The following is a 16,683-nucleotide window of genomic DNA, read 5'->3' on the forward strand; positions in this document are numbered from 1 at the left end:
GTGACTTATGAGAATTAACGTATATAGCCAAGAACTCACTAACGAACTGGTTCCTGTGATGAAAAAATCAAACACGGGGTTGGTGTATAGCGCCGTGCAAATAATTTTGCATTCATCAGAAAGGTTGCATCACCCACCAGAGGATGACGATAGAAGCGCAGTAACATTTTGGTTACCTAAGTCAAATCATCGCCGAGAGGAATTGGCGCAAACCTTCGAGCGCATGGCGGCAATGGTCAGAAATGCGCCTTCTGAAACAGGGTTGGACTAATTATGACTGAACAAGACCAACTAAAAGCAATCCGTGATGGTGCGCCTGATGGGGCTACTCACTGGAGTGAGGCATACAAAGAGTACTTAAAGGTAAATCTTGTCAGGAAAAGCTTTTTAGCGTGGGAAAAAGATGGGGAATGGCGGAAGTCAAAGGTACATGAAGATTTTCGCTCACTATCAGACACCAAAGCCCGTATCGAGCTAATGGAAGAAATTGAGCGGTTGAAAAATGAAAACGAATCTATCTACGCAATGGGTGCGGCGGTTTTATTCTCTGGTGGTGTGGATAGCCTGACCATGCATAGATGTAGGGAATTATTGGCCATGCGTGACAAAGAAATAATGGCGCGCGGGGTTGAAGAATTTCTTTCAGATTCAAAAATTCCATTAAAGGCAAAAGCGGGTTGTATCGGGGAATTTAAGTTCACAATTGAAGGTGCTAATTGCTGCCCACTGTGCTGGCATAAACCATCTGACGATTGTGAGTTATGCAGCGGACAATCGGGAGAAACGGGAAGATCTGACTTAGATGTTTCTGTGCCATGGGATATTCAAAAATCAATATGGAAACGCATTAACCATTTTGCGTTATCTCAACTCCGCAACCAAGTTAAGGTGGGTGGATTATGATCAAACTTATCAGCAAAAAACAACTTATGGATCAACTGGGCATATCCAGCACCGTTTATTACTCCGTCACCAAGCCAGACAGCCCCGACTATATCCCCGACTTTCCCAAACCGGTAAACCTGTTCACTGGTAAAAAACTGCGCTTTAACAGCGTCGAAGTCGAGCAATTTATTATGCGCCACTCCAACAGCGCCAACGACGACAACACCAACCAGCAAAAAGCGGGGTGAATATGATTGAAGTTAAACACCAACTGGAAAGGATAAACAGCTTAATAATGGCTCATATCGCCCACCATGGCGGATCAGCGTATTTATGGCAAGCGCTTGAACAAATAGACGATGCGGAAATTGCCCGTATCAACACCCTAACCAAACAACAACTGGATGAAGAAATGATAGAAATGGGCCTAGACCCAGTAGCGGAAGTCGAAAAATTCAAAGCTATCGTTGCAAAATTCAGTCATCAGGGGAATAAGTAATGAAACTAAGACGCCCTTTTGTAATAAAAGAAGATAGAACCAATAGACTGCAAGTTCTTTCAAACGGAGGCGGAACTCAATCGTGCTGTATTGTTGTATTGATTGCTATGGGGTGCTTGCCAAAACCTGACATTGTAGTGATGGCCGATACAGAGAGGGAAGCTGCAGGCGTATTTGAATACCAGAGAAAATATATTGTGCCATTACTTGAATCTATGGGAATTGAATATGCTTTTGTTAAAAAGAGCGACTGGACTGATGCTGATATCGAATACACCAATGAGGACGGAGATGTCAGCACATTACCGCCATTTTATACTGAAATTAATGGCAGAGATAAAAATAACGAATGCCAAAAGCAACCTGGTTATTGCAGTTCAATATGGAAAACAAAGGTTATTAAGCAATTTTTAAATAACAAATATGGAACATTAGAACTAACAAGGCGTGGCGTTGATTTTTGGGTTGGTATGTCTTTAGAAGAAAAACGCCGCATAAAATATCCATCTGGTAAATGGCAAAAGCGTTATCCATTATTCGAAAGTTTGATTGTTAGAAAACAGGCCATCCAAATTGTGCAAGATTTTGGCTTGCCAGAACCACCCAGATCAGCTTGTTGGATGTGTCCCAATCGGCACGATGACGAATGGCAGTGGATGAAAGAAAACATACCTAGCGACTTTGAAAAGGCGTGCACTTTTGATGTTGAGCTCAGACAACATTACGATTATTTGTACCTCCACCGGTACGGTAAACCTTTAAGTCAAATTGACTTCAAGAAAGCCAGCCGCAGCACCCCACAAACTGATATTTTTGATCAGTTTTGTGATACTGGTATGTGTTTCGTTTAGTATGAAAACCATTTTCCTGGCGTTAGGAAAATGGTGTTAAAAAATTCAGTCCTCCGGGGAAAAAATAATGCCAGGCGAATCGTTATCAAAAGAAGCATTTGAAGCTAAATACAATTGCAAATTGACCGTTACACGGAACCATGAGGGAAATTATCTACCCTGCCCGTTTTGCGGTAAAACTGAATTAAACGTAGAACCATTACAATCAGCGTGGGGAGATGATATTGCCGAGGATCATGTAATCTGCAACAACTGCGCCGCGAGCGCGCCGGTTGAATCTTGGCAACAGCGTAAATTAGATTAATTTACATTAACAATCGATTGCTCGATCAAATCACACCACAATTCATACGCTTTTCGCTGCTCATCAATCCAGTCGTGTTTATTATAAATTTTCATCACGCCCTGCAGCTCATGCCCCAGCATTTTTTCCGTGACATGGGGCAACACCCCCTTTTCCGACAAACGAGTCGACAACGTGCGCCTGAAATCGTGCGGAGTAAATCTCACCATATTATTAGCCGAGTGCAACTTACCCCATACCCGCTGCACAAAACGGTTAACACTATGGATAGTCATAGCCGTACCACGGTGGGCGCCAGGTATTAAAAACCCATCACCACCATAAATTAACGCCAGACTGTTAATAATACTCACCACATCATCACTAATCGCCCGCCTGATGATCTTACCCGTCTTGCTGCGACTGGCCGGTAACGTCCAAATCTTGCGCACCAAATCAAACTCACTAAACGTCGCCAGCCTAATTTCCGAATTCCGCGCCCCAGTTAAAATCAGCAACTTAACACACGCCTTAATCGCCGGAGTTGCCTTCGATCGCTCAGTCTCACGCCATACACCAGCTACCTCATATAAATCTAACGTCCGTTGACCCACTGCAGGTAGATCCCCCACCGCCCTAAGATCAATATCAAACACCCGCGAATGGTTTAACATCCCCCGCTGCTTACACCAGCGCAACATAGACTTAGTGTTTTTTAACACATTACCCGCATTCACCCGCGACGAATCAGCAGCGATAGCATCAAAATACGCAATCCACTCCTCAAAACGAGCTGTGCGCACATCATACTTAAAGCGAGCATCCGTAAAATATTTAATCGCCACCGCCGTATTTTTAGTGTTCGTCACTGCCCGCAAATTAACAACATAATTATCAAGCCAAGCCCTAGCACACAGATTTAATGACAAAATCTCAGTCGGGTCAGACTCAGCCGGCAATTTAGGATCAACCCCAGTTTCCAACAATTTACGGCAATTTACCGCCTTCTCCCGCGCATCAATCAAGCTAAATGCCGGGTAGCTCCCCAACACAATGCGCCGAGAACCGCCCCCATACCGGTACCGAAAAACCCAGCTTAACTTGCCAGACTTACCGCACGACACCACCAAACCATCACGATCTGGCAACTCAATAACAGCCGCCCGCTGTTTACCCAGCAAAGAACGTAGTTTAGTATCAGTCAACGCCATAAAAAATCCATATTCATCCAACGACACACAAAAGGCGAAAAAACGACACAATAACGCCACAAAAATACAAGTTAGATAAATATCAAAAATAACAGCAAATAACTACAAATAAATTTAAAAACCCAAAAAATCTATAATAATTAGTAATTTAAAGACCGGAAAAAACAATTAATGACACAACAAAAACAACCATCAATCCTCTGGCACGATTATGAAACCTGGGGGGCAAGTCCTCAACAAGATCATCCTGCCCAGTTTGCTGCGATTAGAACTGATCTTGATCTCAATCCCATTGGTAAGCCCAGCATGTTTTTCTGTCAACCACCGAGTGATGCGTTGCCACAGCCACAAGCTTGCCTGATTACGGGGATTACTCCACAACAAGCTATGCAACATGGGCATTGTGAAGCCCAGTTTATGCAAAAAGTGCACGATTTAATGAGCCAGCCACAAACTTGCGTAGCCGGTTATAACAGTATTCGCTTCGACGATGAGGTTACCCGGTATGGTCTATACCGTAACTTTTTCGATCCCTATGCCCGAGAATGGCAAAACGGCAACAGTCGTTGGGATATTATCGATATGTTACGTGCATGCTATGCACTAAGGCCGGACGGTATAGAGTGGCCATTAAGAGAAGATGGCAGTCCCAGTTTTAAGTTGGAACATCTTACCGCAGCCAACGGCATAAGCCACCAAGATGCCCATGATGCCTTATCTGATGTGTGGGCCACGATTGCCATGGCTAAACTGATTAAAGATAAACAACCAAAACTCTATGACTATCTATTTAATTTACGTCTAAAAAAGAATGTTGCTGCACAGATCCATATTGGCAGTTACACACCTTTAGTCCATATATCGTCAAAACTACCGGCGGTAAACGGATGCTGCACCTGGGTGGTGCCTATTGCTTTTCATCCCACCAATAAAAATGCCGTCATCGTGTTGAATTTGGCACTAGATCCTCAGCCGTTATTTGATTTAAGCGCTGAACAGTTAAAACATAAACTTTATCAAAAAAGTGATGAATTGGCTGATGGCGAACAACGCTTGCCGATTAAATTAATTCATTTAAATAAATGTCCGGTGATTGCCCCTGCCAAAACGCTGGATGAAAGCAATGCACTTCGATTAGGCATAGATCGTCAGCAATGTCTGGATAATCTTAATAAGATCAAACAACACTCTGGTCTGGCAGAAAAACTGGCGAATATATATCAGTTATCCGAGCCTAAAGCAGATCTTGATGTTGACTATGCATTATATAGCGGTGGTTTTTTCAGTGATGCCGATAGACATAAAATGGAGCAGATCCGGACAATGGAGCCAATGCAACTGGCAGGTCAATCCTGGCAATTTGATGATCCAAGGCTGTCGCTGATGTTGTTTCGCTACCGTGCCCGTAATTATCCTGCAACATTAACCGCCGGTGAAATGGAAAAGTGGCAACAACACCGCCAACAAAAATTAATGGATGACGGACCGCTAACCCTGCCTTCATATTACGCTGAACTAACAATTTTGGCCGAACAATATGCTCAAGACACGAAAAAACTAGCAATCATTAAAGCCCTATATCAATATGGTGAAGTTTTGTAAGTAAGCTTTAAAATCCTACGGCCGATAACCTATTGGATTGATGTAAACAGGCAGGTGATATGCGAGGAATATATTTAAGTAATTTAGATGATGAACGTTATCTGGATTTGATCATCCATCCAGATGAAGTCGAGGCTGATAGTCTGAATGAAAAAAGTCTATTTGCATACATAAAAGAAAAGTATGCGGATTTCTATCTGTTTGAAGATACTGTGCGTATTGCGTTTAAAACTTATACCACTGCACATCGAAATAACAACACCGATCCCATCAAAGAACGAATCGCTGAAGTACGTGATGCCGAAATAAAATTTATTATTGCTTCGGATGATATGAGCGCAGAACTGCAAATAGTCTGCGCTTATGGTGGTAAACATGTCACCCCAACCTATTTAATATCCAAAGCCAAACATGCAGGTATTGAAAGGGGATTAAGTTCTAAACGAATTATTGATTTGGCTACCCGAGCCCGAGTTGGTAAACCAGGGGCTGTACTTCAGGAATTGGTTGCGAAAGGACTACCGCCACGCAAAGGTAAAGACTCCAAGTTAGTTCCACTGGTTCCCAATGCCTTAGAACGTATATTACAACCACAATCGGTCAGTACCAGCCGCGTCGATATGCGCGATCTAGGTGAAATTATTTGTGTTAAACCTGGGGTAGAAATTCTTGAACGTCGGGCCCCCACCAAAGGCCGTAATGGTTATACCGTCCGTGGTGGAACCATTGATTCGGTTGAAGGCGAATGGCTTAAGCTAACCGCAGGTGACGGTACTTATATCAGTGATGAAAATCCCAATATTTTAAAAGCCGAAATAGCCGGCATGCCCAAATTCAAAGACGGCAAAATGTGGGTAGATGAAACCTTCATTTGTAAAGGCGTTAACATTGGTACCGGTAATGTCAATTACGATGGCGCGGTGATTGTTAACGGTGATGTCACAGAAAAAATGAAAATCATCGCTACTGGTGATGTCACCATTAATGGATTTGTGGAATCAGCGCATATTCAATCCGGAGGCGACATTATTATCACCCAAGGTGCGATGGGAAAATATGATGAAGAGGAAGAGCAGGAATACAGCGGCAAGCTGATTGCCGACGGAGGGATCCACATCGAGCATGGACAAGGCTTGGATATTATCTGCAACGGTAATGTGACCGTAGGTAAACAACTGGCTTACAGCCGAATTAAATGCCGAGGTAGCATCACCATTGGGCCAATCGATAACCCTAATGGCAATTTATTTGCGTGTGAAGTGCAGTGTGAAGATGTCGTTAAATCCGGTACGTTAGGTGCTATATCGGGAAGTAATTTATTTATTGATTTTAGTGACGGATTTAATTTGCTGGTGGCCAGAATAGATACGGTAGAAGAGCTTTTAACCGAATTAAAAGGTCATGTTCATCGTCATCAGGCTGAAATGAGTTCGATTAAGTCCCGCAAAATTCCGGCAGAATTACGTGATAAGTTAAGTCGACTGTTAGGTAAGTATCGTGACGAGCGCACCATGCTACAACAATTAATCAGCAAAGCAGCGAATTTGAAAGTGGCCAAAGAGCGCTATGTTAATCAGATTCAGCTCAATGCCAGTAAAAAGTTGTATCCGGGCGTGGTAGTAAAATTAAATAACCGGACTTGGAAAGCGGATCGTGAGTATTCATCGGCCAAGATCCATTATTTTGAACACCAATGGCAATTTGATACGTTATAAAAATAATGCCCCTTGATTGGGGCATTAATCAATCCGTTATTTTTACTTGAACCGAGTCAACAAACTGGACGTATCCCAACGATTTCCGCCCAGCTTTTGCACCTCGGCATAAAACTGATCAACCAATGCGGTTAAAGGTAAACTTGAGCCATTATTGCGCGCTTCCTGCAAGGCAATATTAAGATCTTTACGCATCCAGTCAACCGCAAAGCCATGTTCATATTCACCATTAAGCATGGTTTGATAACGGTTTTGCATTTGCCACGACTGCGCAGCACCTTGACTAATAACCTCAATCACTGCGGCGCAATCCATTCCGGCAGATTGGCCAAAATGCAATGCTTCGGCTAATCCTTGCACCACACCAGCAATACAAATTTGATTCATCATTTTAGCCAATTGGCCGCTACCGGATCCCCCCAGTAATTTACAACAACGGGCAAAACTGTTGATCACGGGCTCCGCTCGCACAAAATCAGCAGAATCACCACCGACCATAACCGTTAGCTGGCCATTTTCTGCCCCCGCCTGCCCTCCAGAAACCGGTGCATCAAGAAAACCAATTTGCTGTTTTTTGCAAATGGCATACAGTTCTCGCGCGACATCAGCTGAAACGGTACTATGATCAACCAATATACTTTCCGCTGACATGGCCTGTAATGCGCCCTGCTCGCCTAACACAACATCCCGCACGTCGTCGTCATTACCCACACAAACAAACACTATATCAGCGTTTAGAGCCGCTTCAGCCGGTGTGACAGCCATTCGACCTGCATATTGTTCACACCATTGCTGTGCTTTGCTGGTAGTACGATTAAATACACAAACATCATATCCCTGTTGATGTAAATGTCCGGCCATGGGATACCCCATTACCCCTAATCCAATAAAAGCGACTTTTTGTGTCATATTCAACTCTTTGATTGTCCAATTTAAAGCATTAAAGAGTACACTAATAAAAAAACACATACCATTTCAAGGAGCATTCATGAGCGACAATATTTATCAATTCTCAGCGACAAAAAACGATGGCAGTGAACAGTCTTTAAAAGAATACGAGAATAAAGTGTGTTTGATCGTTAATACCGCCAGTAAATGCGGTTTTACTCCACAATATGAAGGGCTGCAAAAGATCTATGAGCAGTATAAACAGCACGGATTTGAAGTATTGGCTTTTCCCTGTGATCAATTTGGTCATCAAGAGCCTGGAACTGATGAAGACATCGCTCAATTCTGTAGCCTGAATTTCAATACTCAATTTCCGTTATTTAAAAAAATTGATGTCAATGGAGAAAATACTCATCCGCTGTATCAGTATTTAAAAAGCCATGCTAAAGGCGTATTAGGCAGTCAGGGAATTAAATGGAATTTCACCAAGTTTTTAGTTAACCGTCGAGGCGAAGTCATTAAACGTTATGCACCAACGGCTAAACCAGAGAGCATTGTCGCGGATATAAAACAGCAACTGGGATAACTAAAAATGATTAAGGTATTGGTATTTAGCTGTAAAGACTATGATCGACACTATTTGTCTGAATATAATGGCGCAAACAATATCGAACTGGTCTTTACCGATACCAAACTTGACTTAGATACCTGCCAGTTGGCGGTTGGTTATGATGCAATCTGCACATTTGTTAATGATCGACTGGATAGCGAGATAATAAGGTTTCTGGCGATGCATCATGTTCAGCATATTGCATTGCGCTGCGCCGGGTTTAATAACCTCGATTTAGACAGTGCAAAACACCACAAAATATCGGTTTCACGTGTTCCCCATTATTCGCCTGAATCGGTTGCTGAACACGCCATTAGCCTGATGCTTACCCTAAATCGCAAAACCCATAAAGCTTTTAACCGGGTCAGAGAAAGCAATTTTTCATTAAATGGATTAATGGGTTTTAATATGTTTAATAAAACCGCAGGCATTATTGGCACGGGTAATATTGGTATTGCAACAGCCAATATTTTACTTGGTATGGGGTGCAAAATTCTCTGTCATGATCCTCAACCTAGTGTGACGTTACTGGAAAAAGGTGTCGAGTATGTCGACTTAGACCAGCTATGCAAGCAATCAGATATCATCAGCCTGCATTGCCCGTTGCTAAAGAGCACGCAACATATGATTAATACCGACACGATAAACCGCATGAAACCGGGTGTTATGCTGATTAACACCTCACGGGGTGGTCTTATTGATACACAAGCGGTCATTCAAGGGCTTAAAAGCAGGCAGATTGGTTATTTAGGGCTGGATGTCTACGAAATGGAATCAGAATTATTCTTCGAAGACTTATCTGAAACGGTCATTCAGGACGACTCCTTTGAACGTTTATTAACGTTTCCAAATGTTTTAATTACCGGCCATCAAGGCTTTTTTACCCATGAGGCCATGCAGCAAATCGCCCAAACCACGTTACATAATTTACAGCTTTTTGCTGCCGGAGAGGCTGAACCAAACACCTTCTTATGCGTTTAAGCTTCCCTACGGGAGATAATATGAAAATATTTACCTAACCACATATAGGGTTCCTTGGCACCATATTGCAATTCCATGTTTTTCAGTTGTTGGTAGTGACTTTGTTGAATCGTTTTGTCCCTGACATAATCGTGAAAACAGCGGATACCGGCCTGATGAACAATGGTCATTGATAACTGTTCTAATTCAGCCATAACCTGTTTAGGCATCACCGCATTATTAGGATTGAGTCTGACTCGATTACCCACCGCAAAATCCTTGTCGATATAGTCAAAATTACCATACAACACGTTTCCGAATAAATGCGCATCCCGATTGAAGAAACTTAACGATAGCAATCCAGCCGGCTTTAATAACGACTTTAGTTTAGCGATAACAGCAATGGGATCCTGTAACCATTCCAATACCGCGTGACAAATCACCACATCGTATTGTGGTTGCTCATCAAGTTGCTGGATTTCGCCGTGCTGAAAACTTACACCACTATATTCCGCACATTGTTGCCGAGCCAAAGCCAGCATATCCGCTGAAATATCATTAATATGCAGCTGATGGCCCCGTTTTAATAATTCAACCGCCATCTCGCCACTCCCTCCACCGGCTTCCAGAATTCGGCAAGGCTCAGTTGGTAAGTGCTGGTCGAGATAATGAATCAATAATTCATGGCGCAATTGTCCTTTGGTCGTGCCATAAATATTGCGCTGAAATTTATTCGCTATCGAATCAAAGCTTTGATCTGGTTTATGATGGGGTTTCATTTGCTACAAGTTGCCTGTTATGGAAATTTTTACACTCAAAAAAATCGCGTCAATGTTACTGATGCCACTACCTCTTATTGTGACACTTTTACTGATTAGCTGGATATGTATTTATTGGCATCGACATAAATTGGCATATGCATTACAGGCGTTCGCTGTCATCACATTATTAACCACTTCAACATCTTGGTTACCCAATTATCTGCTGGGCAATCTGGAACAGCAATATCATCAGTTTGACCTTGCTACACCTGTCGATAAAATTGTGGTGATGGGGTGTGGACACACCAATGATGGTCGCTTGCCTATTACCTCACAAGTAAAACCCTGCTCGCTATACAGGCTGATTGAAGGCATGCGCATACAACAGGCTAATCCGGGCAGTATCTTAATCACCTCCGGTTATTCAGAAGAGCCTTTTAGCAACGCTGAAATGATGAAAAAACTCGCTGTTAGTCTGGGAGCCGATCCTAGTCGAATTCAATTACAAAATAATTCCCGCGACACCGAAGAAGAGGTGCTGAAATTAAAACCGATGCTCGGTCAACAGCCTTTTGCAATGGTTTCGTCGGCTAGTCATATGCAACGGGCCATGCACTTATTTCAACAACAAGGCTTGCATCCAATCGCTGCGCCAACCGAACATTTGGTTAAATATAGTGATGCAGTTGAACCCAGTTGGTGGAGTGAGTTACCCCATTCAACCAATATCTATAAATTTGAACGATATTGGTATGAAGCCATGGGGCAACTCTGGTTATTTTTACGCGGCAAATAAGATAGCTAACTACCAGTGCATTTTTTGTTTAATAAACTGGGTTAATTTATCTGCATTAACCTGATGTTGGGCAACCCGAGGATGTTGCCCGTACCCGTTGAAGTCAAAAAATAAGGTAGATAATTTCTGATCATCGAACTTATCTTCCATGGTTTTGACGGCTTGGCGAATATAATCCGGCCAAATAGAACCTTGTTTAGTTGCGTCCATACTACCCAGCGCACAAATTATTTCTGCTTGTGGGTATTTTGCCCGTATGGATCGAACAAAGGCGATGTAGGCATCGATTCGTTGCTGATCATTAGGGACCACTTTCATGCGGCCTTCCCGCTCAACCAACCAGCTGTCATTCTGCAAAAGATTAATCACCACCACTTCCGGCGTCCATTGATTGAAATCCCACTTTGAATCGTTATCCCCTACCGCACTCAACTGGTCGTAAAATTGCGGCATAATAAACGGAAACCAGCTAACCATGATTCCGATACCACTTTGCGAAATAGTGTGTAGCTCCGCGTTAAGCTGACGGGCTGCAATAGAGCCGTACGCCAGATAATTGTTTTTTTCCGACAGCAAATCATCTTTACCGTTATATGCTCCTTCATTGCCAGCACCGCTGGTAATCGAATCACCATATATTTCTATTTTATGTGCCAACGCTGGCGGAGCGGCAGATAACTGTTGTCCATCGTCTAATAACAGCCCCTTAAAGAGCGTACTTCCTTCTTCACCTTCTGTTCGCTTATAAATTTCCAGTTGATGCTGGCCAGTGCCCAACGTATTCGAGATCCAATAGGTTTTAAGACCTTTTTCAGTTTGAAGCACATAAGGATAACGATCATCTCCATCTACGATGACGTTGAAATAGTTTTTACCTAACTCGTCGTCCAATATTATCGACAACGAGGTACCACTAAAATTGGCTTTGATGCTGCTACCCGGCCAAGACAATTGAGGCGTTTTAGGATCGGTAAAATCAATCCGGCCAACATACCTAAACCCTTTATTATCCGGGCTAATGACACGTTGTTCTGCCTGTACCGCAAAAACACAAACCAACCACACCAAGCAAATCCATTTCAATTTATTTATATACATAATTTTCTCTGTTAATTAAATCACCCAAAAATTTTCTAACCTTCCAAGAGAATAAATCCCTTAAGGTCAAACCGGGTTGTCAATATCGATAAATTTAACTTCTAATCCAAAAGCTGAGGCAATATATTCCCCAACCGCTTTAGCCCCATAACGTTCTGTCGCATGATGCCCCGCAGCAAAAAAGTGAATACCCATTTCTCGTGCGGTATGAATCGTCTGTTCTGAAACTTCTCCACTAATAAAGGCATCAATCCCCTGACTAGCGGCCAAATCAATATACCCCTGACCACCACCAGTGCACCATGCCACAGTTTTAATCGCATGTGATCCCCCAATTTCAACTAATGGCTGTCGATTTAATCTGTGCGCTATACGTTGTTCAAATTCCCTCACGTCAACAGGATTTTCCAATTCGCCTTGCATGGCGATACTTTGTGGATTATTTATTTCTAATCCTCCCGTGACATTAATCCCCAATAATTTGGCCAATTGGGCGTTATTACCCAATTCAGGGTGAATATCTAAAGGAAGATGATAGGCATACAGATTAATATCATGCTCAAGTAGCCTTTTTAATCGCCGTTGCTTCATGCCAACGATACGTTCATCCTCACCTGTCCAAAAGTAACCATGATGAACAAAAATTGCATCTGCATGATTTTCAATCGCTTTTTCAATAAGCGCTTGCGTCGCGGTCACTCCAGATACTAATCGGGATATTGTTGATTTACCCTCCACTTGCATTCCGTTAGGGCAATAATCCTTAACCGTTTGAGGCGCTAACAGATTATCCAACTCTATTAAAAGCTGCTTATTATTTATACTCATATTGCTTATCCTGTCGCCATAATTAGACATCCAATTTAAAAAGAGGTATAAAATGCCCTCACTTTTTAATCATAGAGAAAAACGGAACTATCCCGCAATGAGTAAACTGGATAAAGATCAAGTTATCGAAAAATTTACCCAAGCCTATCAGGCTGCTAATGGCAAAGCTCCGGTTATCGAAGCCAAAGGTGGTTGGTACAGTGTTGACGGTGGTAAAAATGTACGTCTGGCACAACTAGAAGAATTAGCTGACGAATTAGGTGCTGGTAAAGCAGCTCCTGCTGCTAAATCTGCGCCAGCGAAAAAAGCCGAGGCAAAAAAACCGGCGAAAAAAGCAGAAGCCGCTCCTAAAGCGAAAAAAGCAGCACCTGCTAAAAAACCGGCCAGCAAGCCAGCAGCTAAAACAAAAACGAAAAAATCTTCAGGCTTCTCGGTAAAAGAGTTTTGGAATAATTTGCTAAAATCGAAAGATCACGATTGCGACTCGCCTCGTTAATCGACTCTTCGTTGCAATAATTTGAATAAAAAACCTGTCAGATGACAGGTTTTTTATGTTGTATAACTTACCCAACCTTTAACTTAGTTGTATAACCCGGTTTATGTCGCTTTACCGGGATGAAATCACTACGTGCACAAATAATAGTTTGTTGCTCGGTCATGACGCTCAGCTCAAAGTTATTATTAGTTAACTGTTTCACTACGGTGGCAATACGAGCCTGAAAGCTTCCTCTTTTAATAAACACTTTTTTTCCGACTAAAGTCGAAGGTACTAAACCATACTGATTTAATAGATTGTCCGTTTGCATTGTCCGCTTAAAAGACTGAATTTAGTTGCCGCTAATTTAGCTTGTTTTATTCATTCAAGTAAGTATCAACAAAAATACCCATTCCAAACGTTTTATACCCAACCCATTGTCGCGATGTGTGTCATGTTGCCGACCTATTCATCCTTTGGGTGGAGACATAAAAAAAGCATCCTTTCAGATGCTTTATTAATTTACAACTTAGCGTTTTCTACGCGACTCTTAAGCTTTTGCCCGGGCCTAAAGGTAACAACCCTTCTGGCTCTAATCGGAATATCTTCGCCCGTTTTTGGATTTCTCCCTGGACGTTCATTTTTCTGGCGTAAGTCAAAATTACCAAAACCTGACAGTTTGACCTGCTCTCCGGCTTCAAGCGCTTCTCTTACTTCCTCAAAAAATGTTTCGACCAATTCCTTTGCATCACGCTTGTTGATCCCCAACTTCTCAAATAAATGATCCGCCATTTCTGCTTTGGTGAGTGCCATATATTCATTCCCTCAAGGATGCATCAAATTTCTCGGACAATACCGATACGATGTCGTTAACCATTGCCTGAATTTCTTGCTCTTCAAGTGTTTTTGTCGAGTCTTGTAAAGTTAAAGAGATTGCCAAACTTTTCTTACCATCAGCAACCCCCTTGCCTTTGTAGACATCGAACAAGTTTAGGCCAACTAATTGATTTACGCTACATTTTTCAATAGTAGACAGTATTTCGCCAATTGCAATTTGTTCATCAACAACAATCGCAATATCGCGCTTATTAGCTGGGTATTTGGATATTTCTTTCGCTGACGGCAATTGTCTTTGAGAGACCTTATCCAGATAAAGTTCAAATGCGAGTACTTTAGCATTTAAACCCAGTTTTTTATCGAACTGTGGATGCACTGCACCAACATACCCCACTAATTCATCAGCACAATAAATTTCGGCGGTTTGGCCTGGGTGTAAGGCGCTATGTTGAGCCGCTTTAAAACTGAATTGGCCTGAGTTAGCCGTGTTGGCTAACAGCATTTCAACGTCGGCTTTTATATCGTAAAAATCAACCGATTCAGCACCAAGATCCCAATGTTCACCATGACGGCTACCAGAGATACCCCCTGCGATCATTGCCTCCTGACGCACACCATTTTCAGCATTTTGATCAGGAATAAAACGTAAGCCTGTTTCAAATAAACGGATACGCCCCTGCTGCCGTTTCTGGTTGTATGACACAGCTTGTAACAATCCAGTCCATAAGCTTACTCGCATAACCGACATATCTGATGAAATCGGATGAGGTAACACTAAGCCAGGCAAATTGGGAAATAATGCTGATTGAACCGCAGGATCAACAAATGAATAGGTAATCGCTTCCTGATAACCACGATTAATCATGGTTTGCTTTAACATATTTAATGGCAGTTCAGCTTCACGACGGGTTGAAAGTTGTAAATGTGCCAACGGCGCCTGATCGGTAATATTGTTATACCCATATACTCTGGCAACTTCTTCAATTAAGTCTTCTTCAATACTAATATCAAAACGATAGGTAGGCACTGTCACATGCCATTCCAAGCCACTATCAGTTTGATTAGACTGCACATCAAAACCTAAGCGTTGTAGGATTTCCTGTACTTGTTCAGGCGCAATTTCAACTCCCAATAAACGGAATAGCCGTGCCTGACGTAACACCACCTGAGCGGCCTGTGGAATAAATTGTTCATCAACTGCTTCAACAATTGGCCCAGCCTGTCCACCGACGATACTTAACAGTAATGCGGTCGCCCGTTCCATCGCTGTACGTTGTAATTGCGGATCCACACCTCGTTCATAACGATGGGATGCATCAGTATGTAAACCATATTGACGGGCGCGGCCTGTAATGGCGAGTGGAGCGAAAAAAGCACTTTCCAGAAAAATGTCTGAACTGTTTGCCGTCACTCCGGAATCTAAACCACCAAATATGCCTGCCATTGCTAATGCTTTGTTATCATCGGCAATCACTAAAGTATCAGACTTGAGTTCGACTTCATTACCATCCAATAATACCAATTTCTCTTTATCGTTGGCCAAACGCACATCAATTTCACCCTCAATTTTTGACAAATCAAAGGCATGCATGGGATGTCCCATTTCCAATAATACGAAATTGGTTACGTCCACCACTGGATCGATACTACGCACTCCACAGCGGCGTAATTTTTCCTTTAACCATAACGGAGTTGCCGTGTTCAGGTTAATCCCTTTGATAACCCTGCCAAGATAACGGGGGCACGCCTGAGGTGCAGACAGTTTAATACCGCGTTTATCATCAATACTGGCAGCAACCGGTTCTACTTGTGGAGCGGTAACAGCCGCCTGATTTAACACCCCCACTTCACGGGCTAAACCACGAATACCTAAACAATCGGCGCGATTAGGCGTCAAATCCACTTCAATAGTCGAGTCATCCAATTGTAAATAATCCCGAATATCAACACCAATAGGCGCATCGAGTGGCAATTCAATAATACCATCGTGATCATCAGACAACTGTAATTCCGAGTTAGAACACAACATGCCAAAAGAAGGCTGACCGCGTAATTTAGCTTTTTTAATCTTAAAATCACCGGGCAATACGGCCCCCACCATCGCTACCGCGACTTTTAAGCCTTGACGGCAATTAGGCGCACCACAAACAATATCGATAAGCTCATCTTGGCCAACATTAATTTTTGTCACCTGCAATTTATCGGCATCCGGGTGTGGGCCACATTCCACTACTTCACCGATAATCACACCACTAAACTGACCTGCGACAGGCTCAACACCGTCAACTTCCAACCCGGCCATAGTAATTTGATGGGCAAGTTGTTCAGTAGATACTGCGGGGTTCACCCACTCTCTTAACCACTTTTCACTGAATTTCATTGTT

General features: G+C 42.6%; 19 protein-coding genes. 11 read left to right on the forward strand and 8 right to left on the reverse strand.

What is annotated here, in order from left to right; translation table 11 throughout:
- Nucleotides 1-7 precede the first annotated feature (7 nt).
- Genes ACTD55_RS07985 through ACTD55_RS08005 form a run of 5 tightly spaced genes read left to right on the forward strand, consistent with a single transcriptional unit; the run spans nucleotide 8 to nucleotide 2,235 of the window.
- Nucleotides 8-271, forward strand: a complete 264-nt coding sequence (locus ACTD55_RS07985) for a hypothetical protein (protein ID WP_438863797.1) — start codon at nucleotides 8-10, stop codon at nucleotides 269-271.
- Nucleotides 272-273: 2 nt separating this feature from the next.
- The gene (locus ACTD55_RS07990; RefSeq protein ID WP_438863798.1) at nucleotides 274-903 is read left to right on the forward strand and encodes a hypothetical protein; all 630 of its coding nucleotides are present in this window, start codon (nucleotides 274-276) and stop codon (nucleotides 901-903) included.
- Complete coding sequence (locus ACTD55_RS07995) at nucleotides 900-1,133, forward strand: hypothetical protein (protein ID WP_438863799.1); 234 nt, start codon at nucleotides 900-902, stop codon at nucleotides 1,131-1,133. Before ACTD55_RS07990 ends, ACTD55_RS07995 begins: the two co-directional genes overlap by 4 nt.
- A 2-nt stretch (nucleotides 1,134-1,135) precedes the next feature.
- Nucleotides 1,136-1,384 (forward strand): hypothetical protein, encoded by a 249-nt coding sequence (locus tag ACTD55_RS08000; protein WP_438863800.1) that lies wholly within the window; start codon nucleotides 1,136-1,138, stop codon nucleotides 1,382-1,384.
- The gene (locus tag ACTD55_RS08005) at nucleotides 1,384-2,235 is read left to right on the forward strand and encodes a hypothetical protein (protein ID WP_438863801.1); all 852 of its coding nucleotides are present in this window, start codon (nucleotides 1,384-1,386) and stop codon (nucleotides 2,233-2,235) included. The genes ACTD55_RS08000 and ACTD55_RS08005 overlap by 1 nt, the downstream gene beginning before the upstream one ends.
- Before the next feature lie 300 nt (nucleotides 2,236-2,535).
- Here ACTD55_RS08005 and ACTD55_RS08010 read toward each other — a convergent pair whose 3' ends face one another.
- Nucleotides 2,536-3,729: a tyrosine-type recombinase/integrase gene (locus ACTD55_RS08010; protein WP_438863802.1), complete on the reverse strand. Its 1,194-nt coding sequence runs from the start codon at nucleotides 3,727-3,729 to the stop codon at nucleotides 2,536-2,538.
- Between the two features lie 171 nt (nucleotides 3,730-3,900).
- On the opposite strand from ACTD55_RS08010, the gene sbcB reads away from it, so the two are divergent.
- Both sbcB and ACTD55_RS08020 read left to right on the forward strand, forming a co-directional pair.
- Nucleotides 3,901-5,331, forward strand: a complete 1,431-nt coding sequence (sbcB, locus tag ACTD55_RS08015) for an exodeoxyribonuclease I (RefSeq protein ID WP_438863803.1) — start codon at nucleotides 3,901-3,903, stop codon at nucleotides 5,329-5,331.
- Nucleotides 5,332-5,390: 59 nt separating this feature from the next.
- A complete protein-coding gene (locus tag ACTD55_RS08020; RefSeq protein ID WP_438863804.1) occupies nucleotides 5,391-7,046 on the forward strand; it encodes a DUF342 domain-containing protein in 1,656 nt (551 codons plus the stop codon).
- Nucleotides 7,047-7,088: 42 nt separating this feature from the next.
- Here the strand turns inward: ACTD55_RS08020 and ACTD55_RS08025 are convergent, their stop codons facing one another.
- The gene (locus tag ACTD55_RS08025; protein ID WP_438863805.1) at nucleotides 7,089-7,955 is read right to left on the reverse strand and encodes an NAD(P)-dependent oxidoreductase; all 867 of its coding nucleotides are present in this window, start codon (nucleotides 7,953-7,955) and stop codon (nucleotides 7,089-7,091) included.
- Nucleotides 7,956-8,034: 79 nt separating this feature from the next.
- Here ACTD55_RS08025 and ACTD55_RS08030 point away from each other — a divergent pair, with 79 nt between their 5' ends.
- The gene (locus ACTD55_RS08030; RefSeq protein ID WP_438863806.1) at nucleotides 8,035-8,520 is read left to right on the forward strand and encodes a glutathione peroxidase; all 486 of its coding nucleotides are present in this window, start codon (nucleotides 8,035-8,037) and stop codon (nucleotides 8,518-8,520) included.
- Nucleotides 8,521-8,526: 6 nt separating this feature from the next.
- A complete protein-coding gene (locus tag ACTD55_RS08035; RefSeq protein WP_438863807.1) occupies nucleotides 8,527-9,525 on the forward strand; it encodes a 2-hydroxyacid dehydrogenase in 999 nt (332 codons plus the stop codon).
- Here the strand turns inward: ACTD55_RS08035 and ACTD55_RS08040 are convergent.
- The gene (locus tag ACTD55_RS08040; protein ID WP_438863808.1) at nucleotides 9,522-10,283 is read right to left on the reverse strand and encodes a methyltransferase; all 762 of its coding nucleotides are present in this window, start codon (nucleotides 10,281-10,283) and stop codon (nucleotides 9,522-9,524) included. The two genes, ACTD55_RS08035 and ACTD55_RS08040, sit on opposite strands and share 4 nt — an antisense overlap.
- A gap of 19 nt (nucleotides 10,284-10,302) precedes the next feature.
- On the opposite strand from ACTD55_RS08040, the gene ACTD55_RS08045 reads away from it, so the two are divergent.
- Nucleotides 10,303-11,061, forward strand: coding sequence for an ElyC/SanA/YdcF family protein (locus ACTD55_RS08045; protein ID WP_438863809.1), 759 nt, complete (start codon nucleotides 10,303-10,305; stop codon nucleotides 11,059-11,061).
- A gap of 9 nt (nucleotides 11,062-11,070) precedes the next feature.
- Here ACTD55_RS08045 and ACTD55_RS08050 read toward each other — a convergent pair whose 3' ends face one another.
- Nucleotides 11,071-12,159 (reverse strand): SGNH/GDSL hydrolase family protein, encoded by a 1,089-nt coding sequence (locus ACTD55_RS08050; RefSeq protein WP_438863810.1) that lies wholly within the window; start codon nucleotides 12,157-12,159, stop codon nucleotides 11,071-11,073.
- Nucleotides 12,160-12,225: 66 nt separating this feature from the next.
- Complete coding sequence (locus ACTD55_RS08055; protein ID WP_438863811.1) at nucleotides 12,226-12,987, reverse strand: Nif3-like dinuclear metal center hexameric protein; 762 nt, start codon at nucleotides 12,985-12,987, stop codon at nucleotides 12,226-12,228.
- 97 nt (nucleotides 12,988-13,084) lie between these two features.
- Here ACTD55_RS08055 and ACTD55_RS08060 point away from each other — a divergent pair, with 97 nt between their 5' ends.
- Complete coding sequence (locus tag ACTD55_RS08060; protein ID WP_438863812.1) at nucleotides 13,085-13,483, forward strand: hypothetical protein; 399 nt, start codon at nucleotides 13,085-13,087, stop codon at nucleotides 13,481-13,483.
- Nucleotides 13,484-13,550: 67 nt separating this feature from the next.
- On the opposite strand, the gene ACTD55_RS08065 is transcribed toward ACTD55_RS08060, so the two are convergent.
- The 3 genes from ACTD55_RS08065 to pheT form a co-directional block, all read right to left on the reverse strand.
- On the reverse strand, nucleotides 13,551-13,793 hold the full coding sequence (locus ACTD55_RS08065; RefSeq protein WP_438863813.1) for a hypothetical protein: 243 nt from the start codon (nucleotides 13,791-13,793) through the stop codon (nucleotides 13,551-13,553).
- Nucleotides 13,794-13,984: 191 nt separating this feature from the next.
- The gene (ihfA, locus tag ACTD55_RS08070) at nucleotides 13,985-14,275 is read right to left on the reverse strand and encodes an integration host factor subunit alpha (RefSeq protein WP_438863814.1); all 291 of its coding nucleotides are present in this window, start codon (nucleotides 14,273-14,275) and stop codon (nucleotides 13,985-13,987) included.
- A 4-nt stretch (nucleotides 14,276-14,279) separates the two neighbouring features.
- The gene (gene pheT, locus ACTD55_RS08075; protein WP_438863815.1) at nucleotides 14,280-16,679 is read right to left on the reverse strand and encodes a phenylalanine--tRNA ligase subunit beta; all 2,400 of its coding nucleotides are present in this window, start codon (nucleotides 16,677-16,679) and stop codon (nucleotides 14,280-14,282) included.
- Nucleotides 16,680-16,683: the final 4 nt, after the last annotated feature.

The sequence above is a fragment of the Neptunicella sp. genome (assembly GCF_048268085.1).
Lineage (GTDB): Bacteria > Pseudomonadota > Gammaproteobacteria > Enterobacterales > Alteromonadaceae > Neptunicella.